The 17,133-nt window shown below is 72.5% G+C and carries 14 protein-coding genes and 1 pseudogene; 13 read left to right on the top strand and 2 right to left on the bottom strand.

Features of this window, described 5'->3' with window-relative positions:
* Positions 1-3: 3 nt before the first annotated feature.
* Positions 4-1,377, top strand: a complete 1,374-nt coding sequence (locus V7E45_RS29610) for a nitrate/nitrite transporter (RefSeq protein ID WP_333777269.1) — start codon at positions 4-6, stop codon at positions 1,375-1,377.
* 85 nt (positions 1,378-1,462) lie between these two features.
* Complete coding sequence (locus V7E45_RS29605; protein ID WP_333777267.1) at positions 1,463-2,614, top strand: uroporphyrinogen-III synthase; 1,152 nt, start codon at positions 1,463-1,465, stop codon at positions 2,612-2,614.
* 32 nt (positions 2,615-2,646) lie between these two features.
* Here V7E45_RS29605 and V7E45_RS29600 read toward each other — a convergent pair whose 3' ends face one another.
* Complete coding sequence (locus V7E45_RS29600; protein WP_333777266.1) at positions 2,647-3,123, bottom strand: anthrone oxygenase family protein; 477 nt, start codon at positions 3,121-3,123, stop codon at positions 2,647-2,649.
* A gap of 163 nt (positions 3,124-3,286) precedes the next feature.
* Between V7E45_RS29600 and V7E45_RS29595 the strand changes: the two genes are divergently transcribed.
* From V7E45_RS29595 to V7E45_RS29570, 6 genes are all read left to right on the top strand, one after another.
* A complete protein-coding gene (locus V7E45_RS29595; RefSeq protein WP_333777265.1) occupies positions 3,287-3,880 on the top strand; it encodes a CGNR zinc finger domain-containing protein in 594 nt (197 codons plus the stop codon).
* Between the two features lie 294 nt (positions 3,881-4,174).
* On the top strand, positions 4,175-4,759 hold the full coding sequence (locus V7E45_RS29590) for a sigma-70 family RNA polymerase sigma factor (RefSeq protein WP_030167252.1): 585 nt from the start codon (positions 4,175-4,177) through the stop codon (positions 4,757-4,759).
* Complete coding sequence (locus tag V7E45_RS29585; RefSeq protein ID WP_443056282.1) at positions 4,759-5,583, top strand: anti-sigma factor family protein; 825 nt, start codon at positions 4,759-4,761, stop codon at positions 5,581-5,583. The genes V7E45_RS29590 and V7E45_RS29585 overlap by 1 nt, the downstream gene beginning before the upstream one ends.
* Before the next feature lie 69 nt (positions 5,584-5,652).
* Positions 5,653-8,049 carry a HelD family protein gene (locus V7E45_RS29580; RefSeq protein WP_333777262.1) on the top strand — a complete coding sequence of 799 codons (2,397 nt, stop codon included), beginning with the start codon at positions 5,653-5,655 and terminating at the stop codon, positions 8,047-8,049.
* Positions 8,050-8,436: 387 nt separating this feature from the next.
* The gene (locus V7E45_RS29575) at positions 8,437-9,852 is read left to right on the top strand and encodes an NAD-dependent malic enzyme (protein WP_333777261.1); all 1,416 of its coding nucleotides are present in this window, start codon (positions 8,437-8,439) and stop codon (positions 9,850-9,852) included.
* Between the two features lie 272 nt (positions 9,853-10,124).
* Positions 10,125-10,406 carry an HU family DNA-binding protein gene (locus tag V7E45_RS29570; RefSeq protein ID WP_020940366.1) on the top strand — a complete coding sequence of 94 codons (282 nt, stop codon included), beginning with the start codon at positions 10,125-10,127 and terminating at the stop codon, positions 10,404-10,406.
* Positions 10,407-10,583: 177 nt separating this feature from the next.
* Here the strand turns inward: V7E45_RS29570 and murA are convergent, their stop codons facing one another.
* Complete coding sequence (murA, locus tag V7E45_RS29565) at positions 10,584-11,924, bottom strand: UDP-N-acetylglucosamine 1-carboxyvinyltransferase (RefSeq protein ID WP_333777260.1); 1,341 nt, start codon at positions 11,922-11,924, stop codon at positions 10,584-10,586.
* A 278-nt stretch (positions 11,925-12,202) separates the two neighbouring features.
* Here murA and V7E45_RS29560 point away from each other — a divergent pair, with 278 nt between their 5' ends.
* From V7E45_RS29560 to V7E45_RS29540, 5 genes and pseudogenes are all read left to right on the top strand, one after another.
* On the top strand, positions 12,203-12,775 hold the full coding sequence (locus tag V7E45_RS29560) for a YqgE/AlgH family protein (RefSeq protein WP_333777268.1): 573 nt from the start codon (positions 12,203-12,205) through the stop codon (positions 12,773-12,775).
* Positions 12,776-12,804: 29 nt separating this feature from the next.
* Positions 12,805-13,083: a DUF3039 domain-containing protein gene (locus V7E45_RS29555; protein WP_333777259.1), complete on the top strand. Its 279-nt coding sequence runs from the start codon at positions 12,805-12,807 to the stop codon at positions 13,081-13,083.
* Positions 13,084-13,295: 212 nt separating this feature from the next.
* Positions 13,296-14,993 (top strand): beta-N-acetylhexosaminidase, encoded by a 1,698-nt coding sequence (locus V7E45_RS29550; RefSeq protein ID WP_333777258.1) that lies wholly within the window; start codon positions 13,296-13,298, stop codon positions 14,991-14,993.
* 280 nt (positions 14,994-15,273) lie between these two features.
* Positions 15,274-16,167: an FAD binding domain-containing protein gene (locus tag V7E45_RS29545; protein ID WP_333777257.1), complete on the top strand. Its 894-nt coding sequence runs from the start codon at positions 15,274-15,276 to the stop codon at positions 16,165-16,167.
* Positions 16,164-17,133, top strand: a pseudogene (locus tag V7E45_RS29540) ((2Fe-2S)-binding protein); the annotation flags it as partial. The gene V7E45_RS29545 and the pseudogene V7E45_RS29540, both read left to right, overlap by 4 nt.

Genomic DNA, 17,133 nt, shown 5'->3' with positions numbered 1-17,133 from the left:
CCCCTGACCCCGACGCCGGCCCCGGCCCGTCGCGGTGGCCGCTGGATCGAGCGCTGGGATCCGGAGGACGAGGGATTCTGGAAGGCGACCGGGGAGAAGGTCGCCAACCGCAACCTCTGGTTCTCCGTGTTCTCCGAGCACATCGGGTTCTCGGTCTGGACGCTGTGGTCCGTGCTCGTGCTCTTCATGGGGCCCGAGTACGGGCTCACCCCCGCCGACAAGTTCCTGCTGACCTCCATGGTCACGCTGGTCGGCGCGGTCGTCCGGGTGCCCTACACCTTCGCCGTCGCCCTGTTCGGCGGACGGAACTGGACGATCGTCTCGGCCGCCCTGCTGCTCGTGCCGACCGTCGCCGCCTTCGTGGTGATGGAGCCGGGGACGTCCTTCTCCACCTTCCTGCTGGTGGGACTGCTGGCGGGCATCGGGGGCGGCAACTTCGCCTCCTCCATGACCAACATCAACGCCTTCTTCCCGCTGCGGAAGAAGGGGTGGGCGCTCGGGCTCAACGCGGGCGGCGGCAACATCGGCGTGCCCGTCATCCAGCTCACCGCCCTCGCGATCATCGGGGCGGGCGGCGGCCCACGGGTGCTGCTCGGGATCTACATCCCGCTGATCGTCGTCGCCGCCGTCCTCGCCGCGCTGTTCATGGACAACCTCGCCACGGTGCGGAACGACACCGGCGCCGCCCGGGACGCGGCGAAGGACGGCCACACCTGGATCATGGCCTTCCTCTACATCGGCACCTTCGGCTCGTTCATCGGCTACAGCTTCGCCTTCGGGCAGGTCCTGACCAACGAGTTCGGGCGCACCCCGCTGCAGGCCGCCTACCTCACCTTCATCGGCCCGCTGCTCGGCTCGCTGATCCGGCCCGTCGGCGGCCGGCTCGCCGACCGGTACGGCGGGGCCCGCATCACCCTGTGGAACTACGTCGGCATGGCCGCCGCCACCGCCGTGCTGATCGTGGCGAGCACGGAGAGGTCGCTCGCGCTGTTCGTGCCGGTCTTCGTGGTGCTGTTCGTGCTCAGCGGGCTCGGCAACGGGTCGACGTACAAGATGATCCCCGGCATCTTCCAGGCGAAGGCCCTCGCCGGGGGGCTCACGGGCGAGGCGGCGGCGGCCCAGGGCCGGAGGCTGTCCGGTGCCGCCATGGGGCTCATCGGGGCCGTCGGCGCGCTCGGCGGCGTGGGCATCAACCTGGCCTTCCGGCAGTCCTTCCTCTCCTACGGCTCCGGCACCGGCGCCTTCGTCGCGTTCCTCGCCTTCTACGGCGTCTGCTTCGCGCTGACCTGGGCCGTATACCTTCGCCGTTCGGCCGGCCGGGCGGTACCCACCGCCGCCGCCGAGGCGGAGCCGCAGCTCAGCTATGCCGAGGTGTGACGTAACACCGCGGACATCACACCGAACCGGGCCCGTCACGCGCCGTTGACAGGCTCGTTCGGCATGCGGGCAAGGTAGGAGAACCATGGACGACGAACAGCAGCAACCCGAACAGGGGCCCCTCGCGGGCTTCACCGTGGGCGTCACCGCCGCCCGTCGCGCCGACGAGCTGGCCGCGCTGCTGCGCCGGCGCGGTGCCGCCGTGCTGCACGCGCCCGCCCTGCGCATCGTGCCGCTCGCCGACGACGGCGAACTGCTCGCCGCCACCAAGGAGCTGATCGACCACGTGCCGGACGTGGTGGTGGCCACCACCGCCATCGGGTTCCGGGGCTGGGTCGAGGCGGCCGACGGGTGGGGGCTCGGGGAGCAGCTCCTCGACCGGCTGCGCGGGGTGGAGCTGCTGGCCCGCGGACCCAAGGTGAAGGGGGCCGTCCGGGCCGCCGGGCTCACGGAGGAGTGGTCGCCGTCCAGCGAGTCCATGGCCGAGGTGCTCGACCGGCTGCTCGCTGAGGGCGTCGACGGGCGCCGGGTCGCCGTACAGCTGCACGGGGAGCCGCTGCCGGGGTTCGTGGAGGCGCTGCGGGTCGCGGGGGCGGAGGTCGTGCCGGTGCCTGTGTACCGCTGGATGCCACCGGAGGACATCGGCCCCGTCGACCGCCTGCTGGACGCCGTCGTCGCCCGCGCGGTGGACGCGCTCACCTTCACCAGCGCGCCCGCCGCCGCCTCGCTGCTGTCCCGGGCCGAGGACCGGGGGCTGCTCGCCGAGGTGCTGGCCGCGCTCGGGCACGACGTGCTGGCCGCGTGCGTCGGTCCCGTCACCGCGGTGCCGCTCCAGGCCCACGGCGTGGACACCGTACAGCCCGAGCGCTTCCGGCTCGGGCCGCTCGTACAGCTGCTGTGCCAGGAACTGCCGGGCCGGGCGCGCGCGTTGCCGGTCGCCGGGCACCGGCTGGAGATCCGGGGGCACGCGGCCCTGGTGGACGGCGAGCTGAAGCCGGTGCCGCCGGCCGGGATGTCCCTGCTGCGGGCGCTGGCCCGGCGGCCGGGATGGGTGGTGCCACGGGCCGAACTGCTGCGCGCGCTGCCGGGTTCCGGGCGGGACGAGCACGCGGTGGAGACCGCCATGGCCCGGCTGCGCACGGCGCTGGGGGCGCCGAAGCTGATCCAGACCGTGGTCAAGCGCGGGTACCGGCTGGCCCTCGACCCGGCCGCGGACGCCAAGTACGCGGACGCGTAGCCGCGATGGCCCGGCGTCCGGACCGAAGGGCGCTAGGCGGCGGGCCGCCCGGCCGTCAACGCCCGCACGAGGCAGGCCAGCGCCGCCGTCGACAGCACCGCCCGTACGACGTTCCACGCCACCCAGGGGTTCTCGAAGTGCTCCCGCAGGGCGGCGGGATCGCCCTTCGCCGCCAGGGCGTCGTTCAGCGGGATGTTGAACACGACCGTGACGAGGAAGGCGAGCCCGTACGCGGCGAGCGCCGCCGCCACCCACCGGCCGCCCGCCGTGCCCCGCAGTCGCCACGCCGACATCCCCGTCAGCGCCAGGGCCCCCAGGAAGCCGAGGAAGAACACCGGATTCTGGATCACCACGTTGATGTCCCGCATGACATCGACGTACGTACGGTCGTCGCTGCGGTCCAGAGCCGGCATCACCGCGCAGGCGAAGGCGTAGAACACCCCGGCGATCAGGCCCGTCGCGACCGTGGCCGCGCCCAGGAGGGCCCTGCTGCTTCTCTTCTCCGACATGCCTCCATGGCAACCGGAGGACCGCCGCCCGGGACATGGCCGAGGCGCGCGGCCGCATACGCGTGCGTCCAGCCCGGTACGGGGGGTTCCGGCCGCCCGCCGGGGCGGGCACTGTGAGGAGGAGCGACGCAACGGTCCCCCTGTCCTAGGCGGTGGCAGGCACATGGCACTGGGTACGGTCACGGTCCCGCACGAGCCGCGGTTCGACGCCGGAAGGATCTGTCTGGACCTCCTCGCGACCGCGCATCCGGCGGAACGGCTGGACGCGGTCGAGCCGTTGCGGGCCTGGATCAGCGGGTCCGGGCTCGTGCCGCCCGGCACCCCGCTGGACCACGCCGACGCCTCCTGGCTGCCGGGCTTCAGGGAACTGCGCGCACACGTCGGGCGGTTGCTGCGCGGCATGGACGCGGGGGAGGCGGGGCCGTACGACCGTGCCCTCGGCCGGCTCAACGACACCGCCCGCGCCGCGCCCCCGGTGCCGTGCGCGGTGCGCGACGAGGACGGCACCTTGGTACGGCGGTTGGCGCCGCCGCCCGGGTGCGCGGAACTGCTCGCCCTCCTCGCCCGCGACGCCGTGGAGCTGCTCACCGATCCCGAGGCGCGGGCCGCCGTCCGCGAGTGCGAGGGGGACAACTGCCCCCTGGTGTACCTGGACACCTCCCGGGGGCGCAGGAGGCGCTGGTGTTCCAGCGAGGTCTGCGGCAACCGGGAGCGGGTGGCACGGCACCGCAGGCGGGCCGCCCTCGCCCGGGCCTGAGCATCCGGAACCCGAGTGTCCGGTACGGGTCTTGTGTCGGATAGGGTCGGATAGCGCCCCAGCGCCGACCGGAGTGATTTCCGCAACACCCGGTTCGGCGCCTTCCCCGCGCGGCCGGCCCGGCCGCCTTCGGCATCGTGTCTGAAATGTAAAGATCACGTGGTGGGAATGTGCTCCCATGTCCCGCTCGTCACACCCCTCACAAGAAAACTGCCACTGAGGTTTGAACGGCGCGTGGCCCCCGTCCGTACGGGTGGGCGAGCGACCGACTGGGGGAACCCCCGGACACCGGAGGTGGGCGTGCGCAAGGATGCGGCCGTGGCCAATGAACGTGGATCGAGGGCCCGACATCGCATGTCCTCACAGCCCTCGGAACCTGACGAGGAGTTGATGCGTGCCCTCTACCGGGAGCACGCCGGACCTTTGCTCGCGTATGTCCTTCGGCTGGTCGCCGGTGATCGGCAGCGCGCCGAGGACGTCGTACAGGAAACGCTCATCCGTGCCTGGAAGAACGCCGGTCAGCTCAATCGGGCGACCGGTTCGGTACGCCCCTGGCTGGTGACGGTCGCGCGTCGCATCGTCATCGACGGCCACCGCAGCCGGCAGGCCCGGCCGCAGGAGGTCGATCCGTCGCCGCTGGAGGTCATCCCCGCGGAGGACGAGATCGACAAGGCGCTGTGGCTGATGACGCTGTCGGACGCGCTCGACGACCTGACCCCGGCCCACCGGGAGGTGCTCGTCGAGACGTACTTCAAGGGGCGTACGGTCAACGAGGCGGCCGAGACGCTGGGCATACCGAGCGGCACGGTCCGCTCCCGGGTGTTCTACGCCCTGCGATCGATGAAGCTGGCACTGGAGGAGCGGGGGGTGACGGCGTGATGAGCGGGTACGGGGGAATGCAAGGATTCGGCACGGGTGGTACGGGTATGTCAGGACCCATGCAGGGATCTCCGGTGCCGAACGAGCACGAGACCGTCGGCGCCTACGCCCTGGGCATCCTGGACGACGCCGAGGCGACCGCTTTCGAGGCCCATCTGGCCGGCTGCGAGTGGTGCGCCCAGCAACTGGACGAGCTGGCCGGGATGGAGCCGATGCTGGCCGCCCTCGCCGACCTGCCCGACTCCGGGAGCACACCCGCGCTCGGCGAGTCGCTGTCCGCCAAGCCGAGTCCCCGCCTGGTGGAGAAGCTGGTCGACGAGGTCTCCGAGCGTCGGGCGCAGAAGCGGCGCAAGGGCTTCTACCTGGTCGCGGCCGCCGCAGCGCTGATCATCGGCGGTCCGATGGCCGTCATGGCGGTCAACGGCGGAAGCGACTCGGGGCAGACCGCCACACCGCTGGCGGCCGGCGCGCAGACCACCTTCGACCAGCTGCCGGACAAGGTCTCGGGATCGGACGGCGCCACCGGCGCCAGCGCGACCGTCGCCATGGGCGAGAAGACCTGGGGCACCTCGGCGGTCCTCCAGCTCAAGGGCGTCAAGGGGCCGCTCAAGTGCTCCCTGATCGCCGTCGGCAAGAACGGCGAGCGTCAGACGCTGGGCTCCTGGTCCGTCCCGAAGTGGGGCTACGGCATCCCGGACGCGACGAGCGCGGAGGCCAAGAAGCCGCTGTACATCGGCGGTGGCACGGCCCTCAAGCCGAACGAGATCGACCACTTCGAGGTGATGACCTTCGACGGCAAGAAGCTCGTCCAGGTGGACGCGTAGCCGGCGTAGCTTTGCCGGGTCCCCTTCGCGTACGGTTGACGGCTGCCCAGCACGTCAGAAGGGGGCCCGGTGGCCGCTCAGGTTCAGCAGTCCGCGGTCGGCTCGGTACACGGCGCACAGGACTCCGTGCGTGACCGAGAGATCAGCGTCGAACAGGAACACCTGGACCGGGTGTACCGGCGGCTCGAGGAGAAGATCCACGAGGCCGAGTTCCTGATGAACGACGCGGCCAAGCGCGGCCAGGTCGGCACCCCGGGCGCGCTCGCCGAGCGGGACGCGCAGGTCTTCCGGGCCGGCGTCCATCTCAACCGGCTGAACAACGAGTTCGAGGACTTCCTCTTCGGCCGGATCGACCTGCTGCTCGGCAAGGACGGCAAGAAGGGCCCGGACGGCGCGTACACGGCGGTCGAGCCCGCCGAGGGCGCGGTCCGGCCCGACCGCACCGCCGACATCGCCGAGACCCTGCACATCGGGCGGATCGGCGTGCTCGACGAGGACTACTCCCCGCTGGTCATCGACTGGCGCGCGCCGGCCGCGGCCCCCTTCTACCGGTCCACCCCGCGGGACCCCGGCCGGGTCGTGCGACGGCGGGTCATCCGCTCCAAGGGCCGCCGGGTCCTCGGGGTCGAGGACGACCTGATGCGCCCGGAGCTGACGGCGTTCCTCGCCGGCCGCGAGCTGCCCGTCATCGGTGACGGCGCCCTGATGGCGGCCCTCGGCCAGGCCCGCAGCCACACCATGCGGGACATCGTCTCCTCGATCCAGGCCGAGCAGGACCTGGTGATCCGCGCCCCCGCCGCCTCCGTCACCCAGGTCGAGGGCGGCCCGGGCACCGGCAAGACCGCGGTCGCCCTGCACCGCGCGGCCTATCTGCTGTACCAGGACCGCAGACGCTACGCGGGCGGCATCCTGATCGTCTCGCCGACCCCGCTGCTGGTGGCCTACACCGAGGGCGTGCTGCCCTCGCTCGGCGAGGAGGGCCAGGTCGCCGTCCGAGCGATCGGCTCGCTCGTCGACGGGGTGGAGGCCACCCTCTACGACTCCCCGGCCGTGGCCCGCGCCAAGGGCTCCCACCGGATGCTGAAGGTGCTGCGGAAGGCGGCCCGGGGCGCCCTGGAGATGGGGCGCGGGAGCGGCGGCCACGCCGGCCGGCTCACCCTGGACGACACCGACGGCTTCACCGGCGCCGACACGGACGGCGGGCCGCGCACCCCGGCGGGGCCGCCCGACCGGCTCCGGGTGGTGGCCTTCGGGCGCCGCCTCGAACTGGAGGCCCCGGAGCTGGAACGCGTCCGCCACGCCGCCCTGGGCGGCACCGCGCCGGTCAACCTGCTCCGCCCCCGTGCCCGCAAGCTGCTGCTGGACGCCCTGTGGGCGAAGTCCGGCGCGGGCTCCCGGCACACCGACCCCGAGCTGGCCGCCGAGCTGCGCTCCTCCTTCGACGAGGACGTCATGGGCGAGGACTCCTTCGTCGCCTTCCTCGACGCCTGGTGGCCCGAGCTGACCCCGAAGGGCGTCCTCGCCGCCATGGCGGACGAGCGGCGGCTCGGCCGCTGGGCGCGCCGGATCCTCAACCCCGGCGAGGTCCGCAAGGTCGCCCGGGCGCTGAAGCGGGACGGCTACTCCGTGCACGACGTCGCCATGCTGGACGAGCTCCAGGCGGTCCTCGGTGCCCCGGCCCGCCCGCGCAAGAGGCGCGAGTTCGACCCGCTGGACCAGCTGACCGGCCTCGAGGAGCTGATGCCGGTGCGCGAGGAGTCCCAGCGCGAGCGGGCCGAGCGGCTCGCGCAGGAGCGCACCGAGTACGCGCACGTGATCGTGGACGAGGCGCAGGACCTCACGCCGATGCAGTGGCGCATGGTCGGCCGGCGCGGCCGGCACGCCACCTGGACGGTGGTCGGCGACCCGGCCCAGTCCTCCTGGTCCGACCCGGACGAGGCGGCCGAGGCCCGGGACGAGGCGCTCGGCAGCCGGCCCAGACGCCGCTTCCAGCTCACCGTGAACTACCGCAACCCGGCCGAGATCGCCGAGCTGGCCGCCAAGGTCCTCGCCCTGGCCATGCCCGGTTCCCAGGCGCCCTCCGCCGTCCGGTCGACGGGCGTCGAGCCGCGCTTCACGGTCGTGCGGGACTCCCTGGAGCGGACCGTGCGCGCCGAGGCCGAGCGGCTCCTCGGCCTGGTGGACGGCACGGTCGGCGTCGTCGTCGCGATGAACCGGCGCGAGGAGGCGCGGCGCTGGCTGGCCGGACTCGGGGACCGGGTGGTGGCGCTCGGTAGCCTGGAGGCCAAGGGCCTGGAGTACGACGCGACGGTGGTCGTCTCGCCCGCGGAGATCGCCGACGAGTCCCCGGCCGGCCTGCGCGTGCTCTACGTGGCGCTGACCCGGGCCACCCAGCAGCTCACGGTGGTCTCGGGCGAGCGGGACGTGCCGGACGCGGCGGGGGTGCCGGACCTGCTGAGGGATTAGAAACCTCAGGAACTCCCCGCGCGGGAATGGCTCCGCGGGATCCGTTTGTTAGCCTTGGTGTGGCACCGGCCCGATCCAAGCCCCCGGGCCCAACCTTCGTCCCTGCGAGGGACCACTTGCCGCGAGGCGAGCATGGCGGGTCGGTGTCATGAACGTGAGAGAGGCCCACGTCCTGTGTGACGTGGGCCTCTCTCTTTGTGAAACGGACCCCTTTCCCCGTCTGATCGTTTCTCGTATGGTGGAAGAGGTTTTCCGAAACTACGCACCCGCCGCGCGTGACGTGTGAACAAAACGTCCGCAACTCAGGGCGACTACCACGTACCGAGGGGTAGGTGCGACGATCGGACGGCACAACTCGCGACACGGTGAAAGCAGAGGAAGTCGGCCATGGCAACGGCGCCCAGCGTCTCCTACTCGATGACCATCCGGCTGGAGGTGCCCGCGAGCGGAACCGCAGTCTCGCAGCTCACCACCGCCGTGGAGTCCTCCGGAGGCTCGGTCACCGGCCTCGACGTCACCGCGTCCGGCCACGAGAAGCTCCGCATCGACGTCACCATCGCGGCCTCCTCGACCGCGCACGCCGACGAGATCGTCGAGAAGCTGCGCGGCATCGAGGGCGTCACCCTGGGCAAGGTCTCCGACCGTACGTTCCTCATGCACCTCGGCGGCAAGATCGAGATGCAGTCCAAGCACCCCATCCGCAACCGCGACGACCTGTCCATGGTCTACACCCCGGGTGTGGCGCGCGTCTGCATGGCCATCGCGCAGAACCCCGAGGACGCCCGCCGCCTCACCATCAAGCGCAACTCCGTTGCGGTCGTGACGGACGGCTCCGCCGTGCTCGGCCTCGGCAACATCGGCCCGAAGGCCGCGCTGCCGGTCATGGAGGGCAAGGCGGCCCTCTTCAAGCGCTTCGCCGGCATCGACGCGTGGCCCATCTGCCTGGACACCCAGGACAGCGACGCCATCGTCGAGATCGTCAAGGCGATCGCCCCCGGCTTCGCCGGCATCAACCTGGAGGACATCTCCGCCCCCCGCTGCTTCGAGATCGAGGCACGGCTGCGCGAGGCCCTCGACATCCCCGTCTTCCACGACGACCAGCACGGCACCGCGATCGTCGTCCTCGCCGCCCTGACCAACGCGCTGCGCGTCACCGGCAAGGCGATCGAGAACATCCGCGTGGTCATGTCCGGCGCCGGCGCGGCCGGTACCGCCATCCTCAAGCTGCTGATCGCGGCCGGCCTGAAGAACGCCGTCGTGGCCGACATCCACGGCGTGGTGCACGCGGGCCGCGAGGACCTCGTGAACGCCCCGGCCGACTCGCCGCTGCGCTGGATCGCCGACAACACCAACCCCGAGGGCCTCACCGGCACCCTGAAGGAAGCCGTGCACGGCGCCGACGTGTTCATCGGCGTCTCCGCCCCGAACGTCCTCGACGGCGACGACGTGGCCGCCATGGCCGAGGGCGCCATCGTGTTCGCGCTCGCGAACCCGGACCCCGAGGTCGACCCGGCGATCGCCCGTCAGACGGCCGCCGTCGTGGCCACCGGCCGCTCCGACTTCCCGAACCAGATCAACAACGTGCTGGTCTTCCCGGGCGTCTTCCGCGGCCTCCTGGACGCCCAGTCCCGCACGGTCAACACCGAGATGATGCTCGCCGCCGCGCAGGCCCTCGCCGACGTGGTGACCGAGGACGAGCTGAACCCGAACTACATCGTCCCGAGCGTCTTCAACGACAAGGTCGCGGGCGCGGTGGCCGGTGCGGTCCGGGAAGCGGCGAAGGCCGTCGGCGCGACGTCGTAGCGGCGCCGTACCGTAGGGTGCGGGGGCTGTGAGGATCGACACGGCGGCCCCCGCACCGGAGTGTCGTGGAACCCCCCACCGGCGGGCGCCCTCTAGGGTGACGGCCGAGCAGGCGCTTTTCGTGTGACTCCCTAGGGTGTTCTCACGACTCCTACGGGTGCCGGATTGGCATTACCGCCGCAGGTAGGGGCAGGATGCGTCTTTGGGCGCGAGCGCATCGGCATCGATCTCACCTCACGCCTCAACGGCAAGAAGAACACGGGAGTAACAACATGAACCGCAGTGAGCTGGTGGCCGCGCTGGCCGACCGCGCCGAGGTGACCCGGAAGGACGCCGACGCCGTTCTGGCCGCGTTCGCCGAGGTCGTCGGCGACATCGTCTCCAAGGGCGACGAGAAGGTCACCATCCCCGGCTTCCTGACCTTCGAGCGCACCCACCGTGCCGCTCGTACCGCGCGCAACCCGCAGACCGGTGAGCCCATCAACATCCCGGCCGGCTTCAGCGTGAAGGTCTCCGCGGGCTCGAAGCTCAAGGAATCGGCCAAGGGTAAGTAAGCGCTCCGCTCGGGGCGCCGATCCACCGGAGCGCCGTTCTGGCTTCGGTGCCGTGGGTGACTGCGGGCCGGCCGTGGCTGGTCGCACAGTTCCCCACGCCCCTGTGGTGCGCCTCGGCTGAAGACGTCGAAAGGGCGGCCCCCCTCGCACGAGGGGGGCCGCCCTTTCGCTGTTCGGCTAGCCCAGCGCCTTGCCGGGGAGTTCCACCTTCGCCCCCAGCTCCACGAGCTTCTCCATGAAGTTCTCGTAGCCGCGGTTGATCAGCTCGATGCCGTGCACCCGGGAGGTGCCCTCGGCCGCGAGGGCGGCGATGAGGTACGAGAAGCCGCCGCGCAGGTCGGGAATGATCAGGTCGGCGCCCTGCAGCTTGGTCGGGCCGGAGACGACCGCGGAGTGCAGGAAGTTGCGCTGGCCGAAGCGGCAGTCGGAGCCGCCCAGGCACTCGCGGTAGAGCTGGATGTGCGCGCCCATCTGGTTCAGCGCGGAGGTGAAGCCGAGCCGGGACTCGTACACCGTCTCGTGGATGATGGACAGGCCCGTGGCCTGCGTCAGCGCCACCACCAGCGGCTGCTGCCAGTCGGTCTGGAAGCCGGGGTGCACGTCCGTCTCCAGCGCGATCGACTTCAGCTGGCCGCCGGGGTGCCAGAAGCGGATGCCCTCGTCGTCGATGTCGAAGGCGCCGCCCACCTTCCGGTAGGTGTTCAGGAACGTCATCATCGAGCGCTGCTGGGCGCCGCGGACGTAGATGTTGCCGTTGGTCGCCAGGGCGGCGGACGCCCAGGACGCGGCCTCCAGGCGGTCCGGGAGGGCGCGGTGGGTGTAACCGTCGAGCTTGTCCACACCGGTGATGCGGATGGTGCGGTCGGTGTCCATCGCGATGATCGCGCCCATTTTCTGCAGGACGCAGATCAGGTCCTCGATCTCCGGCTCGACGGCGGCGTTGGACAACTCCGTGACGCCCTCGGCGAGTACGGCCGTCAGCAGCACCTGCTCGGTGGTGCCGACGGACGGGTACGGCAGCCGGATCTTGGTGCCGCGCAGCCGCTGCGGGGCCTCCAGGTACTGCCCGTCCGCGCGCTTCTCGATGGTCGCGCCGAACTGCCGCAGCACGTCGAAGTGGAAGTCGATGGGCCGGCCGCCGATGTCGCAGCCGCCGAGGCCCGGGATGAACGCGTGGCCCAGACGGTGCAGCAGCGGGCCGCAGAACAGGATCGGGATACGGCTCGACCCGGCGTGGGCATCGATGTCAGCGACGTTCGCGCTCTCCACGTGCGTCGGATCCATCACCAGCTCGCCGGGTTCCTCACCCGGACGGACCGTCACCCCGTGCAGCTGGAGCAGGCCGCGTACGACGCGCACGTCACGGATGTCCGGAACGTTGCGCAGTCGGCTTGGCCCACTGCCCAGCAGGGCGGCGACCATGGCCTTCGGTACGAGGTTCTTCGCACCGCGGACACGGATCTCGCCCTCCAGCGGGGTGCCGCCGTGGACAAGCAGGACATCGTCGTTGACGGTCATGTATCTCGCGTTCCGATGAGTCGGGCAGGGGTCGGCCGATCACTTGCGCGGGGGCCGGGGAAGACAGGGTAATCGCCGACCACCCCCCTCCCATAAGCCCGAGGACCCCCCAGTCGCGTCATGGCTGTGTCACAACACGAACGGTTCAGCACCGGCAACACCGGGTCACCGGCCCTGCCGGTGTGCGCCCGGGACGCACCGGCGCGCCCTGAGCTGCGTTCACTCCCACAACCCGATTGGCTCCCCACACCGGGCGAAGATGCGGGATCATGTCTGGCATGACCGAGGTGTCCTCGCTCACAGGGCGGCTGCTCGTGGCCACGCCCGCCCTGGCGGACCCGAACTTCGACCGCGCGGTGGTGCTCCTTCTCGACCACGACGAGGAGGGCTCCCTCGGTGTCGTGCTCAACCGCCCCACCCCGGTGGACGTGAGCGACATCCTGGAGGGCTGGGCCGAGCTGGCCGGCGAGCCCGGCGTGGTCTTCCAGGGCGGACCCGTCTCGCTGGACTCGGCGCTCGGCGTCGCGGTCATCCCGGGCGGCGCCGACGGCGAGCGTGCCCCGCTCGGCTGGCGGCGGGTGCACGGCGCGATCGGCCTGGTCGACCTGGAGGCCCCGCCCGAGCTGCTCGCCTCGGCCCTCGGCTCCCTGCGGATCTTCGCCGGTTACGCCGGCTGGGGCCCCGGTCAGCTGGAGGACGAGCTGGTGGAGGGCGCCTGGTACGTCGTCGAGTCCGAGCCCGGTGACGTGTCCTCCCCGGCCCCGGAGCGGCTCTGGCGCGAGGTGCTGCGGCGCCAGCGCAACGAGCTGGCGATGGTGGCCACGTACCCGGACGACCCGTCGCTCAACTGATGCCTGCGAGCTTCAGTACCCTTGCTGGTATGAGCACTCTTGAGCCCGAGCGCGGGACTGGTACGGGGACCCTCGTAGAGCCGACACCGCAGGTCTCCCACGGCGACGGCGACCACGAGCGCTTCGCCCACTACGTCCAGAAGGACAAGATCATGGCGAGCGCCCTCGACGGCACCCCCGTCGTGGCGCTCTGCGGCAAGGTCTGGGTGCCCGGCCGCGACCCGAAGAAGTACCCCGTCTGCCCCATGTGCAAGGAGATCTACGACTCCATGGGCAGCGGCGGCGGCGACGAGGGCGGCGACAAGTAGCGGTCACCCCGCACGCCGCGAGGCTGAAGCCGTCAGGCCCCCGGGACACGCCAGACGTGTCCCGGGGGTCTTTGTGCTTCCCGGCCGTCGAGTGGTCCAGACCTCTTGTCGGCCGGTTCGTGTTGTCCCTAGGCTCCTGACCGTTGTGCGGTGCGAAACAGGCGTTGCGTATACCGCAACGCTCGGGTCGAGCGGTGAGGGGCGGGACCGGAATGACCGACGGGACTGACGGGGCGGACAGGACGGACGGGACGGACCTCGCGGAGACGGTCGAGGTGCCGGGGGTGATCCCGGCCCCGGCGCGCTGGACGCGGAACGCCGCCGGACGCACGCGCCTCGACAGCCGCACCGTCCTGGAGGCGGGCCCCGGCACCGAGGGCGTCGCCCGCTGGCTGCGGGCCACGGTCGGCGCGGCGACCGGCCTGCCCTTCCCGGAGACCGGCGACGGCCCCGGCCGCATCGTGCTCGGCGTCGACCCGGACCTGCCGCCGGAGGGCTATCGCCTGGTCGGTGACGGGGGGCCGTACCGCATCCTCGGCGGCGGCGCCGCGGGTGTCTTCTGGGGCGCCCAGACCCTCCGCCAACTGCTCGGCCCCGACGCCTTCCGGCGCGCTCCCGTGCGGCCCGGTCGCGACTGGAGCCTGCCCGGGGGCACCGTCGAGGACGCCCCGCGCTTCCGCTGGCGCGGCCTCATGCTCGACGTGGCCCGGCACTTCATGCCCAAGGAGGGCGTGCTGCGCTACCTGGACCTGATGGCCGCGCACAAACTCAACGTCTTCCACTTCCACCTGACGGACGATCAGGGCTGGCGGGTCGAGATCCGGCGGTACCCGAAGCTGACCGAGGTCGCCTCCTGGCGGGCCAGGACGAAATTCGGACACCGGGCGTCGCCGCTGTGGGAGGAGAAGCCGCACGGCGGTCACTACACCCAGGACGACATCCGGGAGATCGTCGCCTACGCCGCCGAGCGGCACATCTCCGTCGTCCCGGAGATCGACGTACCCGGCCACTCGCAGGCCGCCGTCGCCGCCTACCCGGAACTTGGCAACACCGACGTCGTCGACACCACCGCCCTCTCCGTCTGGGACGACTGGGGGATCTCCCCGAACGTACTCGCCCCCACCGACACCACCCTGCGCTTCTACGAGGGGGTGTTCGAGGAGATCCTGGAACTCTTCCCGGCGGACGCCGCCGAGTTCTCCCCGTTCGTGCACATCGGCGGCGACGAGTGCCGCAAGGACCAGTGGGTACGGTCGCCGGCCGCCAAGGCCCGTATCGCGGACCTCGGGCTCGCCGACGAGGACGAGTTGCAGTCCTGGTTCATCGGGCACTTCGACCGCTGGCTCGCCGCGCGCGGGCGCCGGCTCATCGGCTGGGACGAGATCCTGGAGGGCGGACTCGCGCCGGGCGCCGCCGTGTCCTCCTGGCGCGGCTACGGCGGCGGTGTCGCGGCCGCGCGCGCCGGCCACGACGTCGTCATGTGCCCGGAGCAGTACGTCTATCTGGACCACCGCCAGGCCCCCGGCGAGGACGAGCCCGTGCCGATCGGCTTCGTGCGCACCCTGGAGGACGTCTACCGGTTCGAGCCCGTGCCGACCGGGCTCACCGCGGCTCAGGCCCGCCATGTGCTGGGCACTCAGGCCAACGTGTGGACCGAGGTGATGGAGGACGCCGGACGCGTGGACTACCAGGCGTTCCCCAGGCTCGCGGCCCTCGCCGAGGTCGCCTGGAGCCGGCTGCCCGCGCCGCGGGAACGGGACTTCGCCGACTTCGAGCGCCGGATGGCCGTCCACTACGGGCGACTTGACGCCCTCGGTGTCGCCTATCGGCCACCCACGGGCCCCCGGCCCTGGCAGCGGCGCCCCGGTGTGCCCGGCCGCCCGATCGAGGGCCCGCCGCCGCAGCGCTGAAACCGGCGCGCCGGACGGAATCGGTCACCGTGGGGGAGCCGTATAGAACAGATTGCCGGAAACCACTCCAGGGCCCACCGAAGAGTGGCAATCGAGGCGCATGGGCGATGCCGTTCGAAATCGGACCATGTACCCGATGAGGTGGGCGAATGCCTCCTAGCGGACCCCCGCGTCCGGGGCTTGCGAAGATGTGCCAGAGTTGCCACGTCCGCCCTGTGAGCACGTACCGTACGGCCACACAGGTGGGACCAGGTGGGGCAGCGGGAGAGGGGCAGCCGGTTTGACCACGCACGCACCGCAGGCGGCGCAGGCCGTCACGCTGCCCACGACACTGGACGAGGCCGTGGCGGCCCTCACCGCCATGCCCACGGCCGTCCCCGTGGCCGGCGGCACCGACCTCATGGCCGCCGTCAACTCCGGTCAGCTCAGGCCCGCCGCCCTGGTGGGTCTCGGGCGGATCAGCGAGATCCGCGGCTGGCAGTACCAGGACGGCCACGCGCTGCTCGGCGCCGGCCTCACGCACGCGCGCATGGGCCGCCCCGACTTCGCGGCCCTGATCCCGGCGCTCGCCGCCGCCGCGCGCGCCGCGGGCCCGCCGCACATCCGCAACGCCGGCACCCTGGGCGGCAACATCGCCACGGCGGCCCCCACCGGGGACGCGCTGCCGGTGCTGGCCGCCCTGGAGGCGACGCTGATCATCGCGGGCCCGGGCGGGGCCCGCCGGGAGATCCCGGTGTCACACCTGCTGGCCGGCGTGGAGATGCTGCGCGGCGGCGAACTCATCGGCTTCGTGCGCGTGCCCCTGCTGCACGCCCCGCAGGTCTTCCTGAAGGCCACCGGGCGCACCGGCCCGGGCCGCTCGGTGGCCTCCGTCGCCGTCGTGCTCGACCCGGCCCGGCGCGGGGTGCGGTGTGCCGTCGGCGCCATAGCGCCGATGCCGCTCAGGCCCCTGGACGCCGAGCAGTGGGTCGCCCAGCTGATCGACTGGGACAACGACCGCGCGCTCGTCCCGGAGGCCCTGAGCGCCTTCGGCGAGTACGTCGCCGCGGCCTGCATCCCGGACCCCGCCCCGGAGCCGGACGGCTCCGTGGCAACGCTTCCGCCCGCCGTACTGCACCTGCGGCGCACCGTCGCCGCGCTGGCCCGACGAGCACTGGGGAGGGCGCTGTCGTGACCGACGACCAGCACGCGGAGGGCGCGCCGCAGGGCGGTGGCCGCTGGAACCCGCTGCCCGGCGACTACGACGACGGCGCCACCGCCTTCGTCAAGCTCCCCGAGGGCGGCATCGAGGCCCTGCTGTCCGGCGACAGCCCCCTGGCCGCCCCCGGCCACGGCTACGTGCCGCCGCGGATAACGGCGGCCCCGGCCACGGACGACCCCGCCACCGGCTCCTGGTCGACGCCCGCCGGCGGCGACCAGTGGCCCGACCCCAACGCGGTGCCCCAGGAGCAGGCGGCGGACGACCGGTTCACGTACCACCCGGCGGCCACTCAGCAGTGGACGTTCGAGGAGCCGCCGGCCGAGCCGGGCGCCGGGCACGACGTCACCGGGCAGTGGAGCATCCCGGTGGCCGGCGGCGACCTCCCGGACGAGTCGGGCGAGTTCACCACCTCCGCCCTGGTCGAGCAGTGGGGCGGCACGCCGCCCGCCACGCTCCCGGGCGGCGCGTCCGCACCGTGGGCGACGGAGCCCGCCGACGGCCCGTGGGGGCAGCCGGAGTCCGACCCGGGCCCCCACCCGGCCGACACCGCGGCGGAGTACGACCCCACCGGGGCGTACGCCCCGAACCGGCCCGCGCAGGCCCCTGGAGGCCCCGGAGGCGGCCCGGCGGAGCACACCGGGCCCGGGACCCCCTCGGCTGCCTCCCGGGCCGCAGAAGCGCCCGACACGGCCGCACCGGCGGCCGCGGGCGGCCCGGACCACCCGGCCGACGCGGACGAGGCGGCCGAGGCGGCCGACCCCACCGCGGCGGACACCGCCGCCGACGGGACCGGCCGCACCGGCCCCGCCGCCGGTCCGCCCGGCAGCACGACGGAGCACCGGGCGGACGCGCCCGCCCCCGAGGACGAGGCCGACGAGGCGGCTCCCGCGGACGCCGGGCACGAGACCCCCGAGGACCCCGACGAGTCCGCCCCCGCAC

Source organism: Streptomyces sp. IBSBF 3136 (assembly GCF_036815105.1).
Classification (GTDB): Bacteria; Actinomycetota; Actinomycetes; order Streptomycetales; family Streptomycetaceae; genus Streptomyces.
Note: the sequence above shows the minus strand (reverse complement) of the source record. Positions and strands in the feature narration are given on the sequence as shown.

Excerpts from the sequence above, each read along its gene's own strand:
- V7E45_RS29600 (WP_333777266.1), bottom strand. The coding sequence starts at position 3,123 with ATGTCGGAGAAGAGAAGCAGCAGGGCCCTCCTGGGCGCGGCCACGGTC.
- V7E45_RS29560 (WP_333777268.1), top strand. The coding sequence starts at position 12,203 with ATGACCGAGGTGTCCTCGCTCACAGGGCGGCTGCTCGTGGCCACGCCC.
- murA (WP_333777260.1), bottom strand. The coding sequence starts at position 11,924 with ATGACCGTCAACGACGATGTCCTGCTTGTCCACGGCGGCACCCCGCTG.
- V7E45_RS29595 (WP_333777265.1), top strand. The coding sequence starts at position 3,287 with ATGGCACTGGGTACGGTCACGGTCCCGCACGAGCCGCGGTTCGACGCC.
- V7E45_RS29570 (WP_020940366.1), top strand. The coding sequence starts at position 10,125 with ATGAACCGCAGTGAGCTGGTGGCCGCGCTGGCCGACCGCGCCGAGGTG.
- V7E45_RS29555 (WP_333777259.1), top strand. The coding sequence starts at position 12,805 with ATGAGCACTCTTGAGCCCGAGCGCGGGACTGGTACGGGGACCCTCGTA.
- V7E45_RS29605 (WP_333777267.1), top strand. The coding sequence starts at position 1,463 with ATGGACGACGAACAGCAGCAACCCGAACAGGGGCCCCTCGCGGGCTTC.
- V7E45_RS29585 (WP_443056282.1), top strand. The coding sequence starts at position 4,759 with ATGAGCGGGTACGGGGGAATGCAAGGATTCGGCACGGGTGGTACGGGT.
- V7E45_RS29550 (WP_333777258.1), top strand. The coding sequence starts at position 13,296 with ATGACCGACGGGACTGACGGGGCGGACAGGACGGACGGGACGGACCTC.
- V7E45_RS29575 (WP_333777261.1), top strand. The coding sequence starts at position 8,437 with ATGGCAACGGCGCCCAGCGTCTCCTACTCGATGACCATCCGGCTGGAG.